The organism is Erwinia sp. 009765445 (assembly GCF_058137865.1).
Map to the genome: position 1 here is coordinate 1 of NZ_JBYUWC010000001.1, position 1883 is coordinate 1883.

The 1883-nt window shown below is 45.8% G+C and carries 3 protein-coding genes and 1 pseudogene; 1 reads left to right on the forward strand and 3 read right to left on the reverse strand.

Features of this window, described 5'->3' with window-relative positions; translation table 11 throughout:
- A partial coding sequence (locus tag AC3Y5R_RS00005; protein WP_489919604.1) for a hypothetical protein occupies nucleotides 1–290 on the forward strand: 290 nt, incomplete at its 5' end.
- 101 nt (nucleotides 291–391) lie between these two features.
- Here the strand turns inward: AC3Y5R_RS00005 and AC3Y5R_RS00010 are convergent.
- The 3 genes and pseudogenes from AC3Y5R_RS00010 to AC3Y5R_RS00020 all read right to left on the reverse strand — a co-directional run.
- Nucleotides 392–859, reverse strand: a complete 468-nt coding sequence (locus tag AC3Y5R_RS00010) for a hypothetical protein (RefSeq protein ID WP_489919605.1) — start codon at nucleotides 857–859, stop codon at nucleotides 392–394.
- The gene (locus tag AC3Y5R_RS00015) at nucleotides 856–1452 is read right to left on the reverse strand and encodes a hypothetical protein (protein ID WP_489919606.1); all 597 of its coding nucleotides are present in this window, start codon (nucleotides 1450–1452) and stop codon (nucleotides 856–858) included. Before AC3Y5R_RS00015 ends, AC3Y5R_RS00010 begins: the two co-directional genes overlap by 4 nt.
- A 54-nt stretch (nucleotides 1453–1506) precedes the next feature.
- Nucleotides 1507–1883: pseudogene (locus tag AC3Y5R_RS00020) on the reverse strand (hypothetical protein); the annotation flags it as partial.

Sequence of the window (1883 nt, forward strand, 5' to 3'; positions counted from 1 at the left end):
TGGTGTTAAACATAGTTCTAAGACTACCTCTTATTTTAAGAGAGGCGAAGTGTCTGGTGATCTATGGGGCCAGTCTAACTGTTATTACAGGTATTCAAGGGCGGTATTTCAACTTAAGTATATTTTGCTTTGTTATTTTATCCTATCTTTTTGTATCAAAGCACGGTCTTGATGTTAAATACGCCCGTATAAAAATACCTATAAACATCTTATCAGTAATTGCCTATGCTATTATTTTATGCTTGATTGCATATAAATCTATCCACAACTACCATCAGATTTACAGTTGATAAAATACTACTAAAGTCAAGTCTCGCACCTTTAAAGACTTTTATACGTTTTATAAGCTTTTTACTGAATGAAAGCCCGGCTATCCGGGCTTAATGTTGGGTTATGCGTCTGGTGCTGTAGGTAATGCTTTGGTGCCATCTTCCGCAGCAATATAAGCACGCAATGATTTCCGGTAAGTTGTCCAGGAGGTTTTAGCCGCGGCTACAGCAGATTCAGTGATGGTAGCGTCGTAGTCTTCATCTTCGATACGTTGCTGCAGCGCGGTGATCTGAACAGAGGCGCGGTTATATTCAGATTGTGCGGTTTCCAGGTTTGCCGCAATTGTGGGGTCTGGGAGTTTTTCTAGACGAGGACCATCTTCATCAAACACACCATAGTAACCTTCAGGTGGGTTAAAAAAGGCGTTATATTCTTCGGTGCTAATTTCGACCAAATCATCTGACGAAAGCCCGGATGATTCAATCACTCCAGGTAATTCGCTGCTGTAAAAACCTCGTGTTTTGATGCTGTAAAAATATTTCACCGGCTCTTCATCTGATTGTTTAATTGATTCTTTCGCGATTGTCATGCATTAATTCCCATAGCTATATAGTTAACCCTAACAACACCAGTCTTATAACTTCCATCAGCATTTCTAACAGCCAAATCAACGCCAGAATTAGAAATGTTAATTACCGATACAGTGCCGCCCAGCGCCGCGTTATCGCCACTGATGCCAACAAATGAAAATACTGTTCCAAATGCCTGCGGAAATGTGAACGAGACCCCGCCTGCTGATGCTGTGCCGGTGGCTGAGACCATCATGATCATTACGCTGCCGTTCGCGTAAGGAATGAGCACCCGGTTATTACCGGACATCATAAGTCCCATATTTGCGGTAGTCGCCCGGGCTAATGCCGTTGTTGACCAACTCAACGCACCAGTACCGCCTTGGGCGATGCTTAACGCGGTCGTCAGCCCTTTAATCTCAGTGATATCGCCGTTTACCCCACTGGATGCCTTACCATTACCAGCCTCATCAATTGACTCTTGCATCGCTGGCCAACTTGGGCCGGTCACAGATGTGCCATCTGGCAGAGTAATTGTGGTGTCACCTGTCGCTGTGTAGAAACCTTGCCAGTTCGCCTTGTCGAGGTTTAGCCCGCAGATAGCTTTAGCCACATCAGCCGCCACCTGAGCAGTGATCCCCACTAATGTCTGGTTAGCCACAGCTGATCATGCCGCGCCGGTCGCCGCAGGACCGTCATATGCCACATTCAGTGTCAAGGCAGTGTCGGATTCAATCGACGCCACACCCAGCGTGTAAGTTACCCCGCCCACAACCGACACGACGAAGTCATTCACTGCCAGATTGCTGGTGAACGCCGTTCCGGTGCCGGTAACAGCCCTTGAATTGTTCGTTAACGCAATTGTTCCTGCTGCCATATTTTGGGGTAATGGGGGCGAAGCTACAATATGACGACATTTAAAGTTTTCCATATCCTTTGCGAAGCACGCCAGGACTATAAATTCGGCACCAGCCCATCCCCCTGGATTTAAAATAAAACTCAGCCAACACATGTTACGCAAATTCATCCATATATATTTGCAAC

Bases quoted from the DNA above. Each gene is read 5' to 3' on its own strand.
- AC3Y5R_RS00010 (WP_489919605.1), bottom strand. From the start codon at position 859: ATGACAATCGCGAAAGAATCAATTAAACAATCAGATGAAGAGCCGGTG.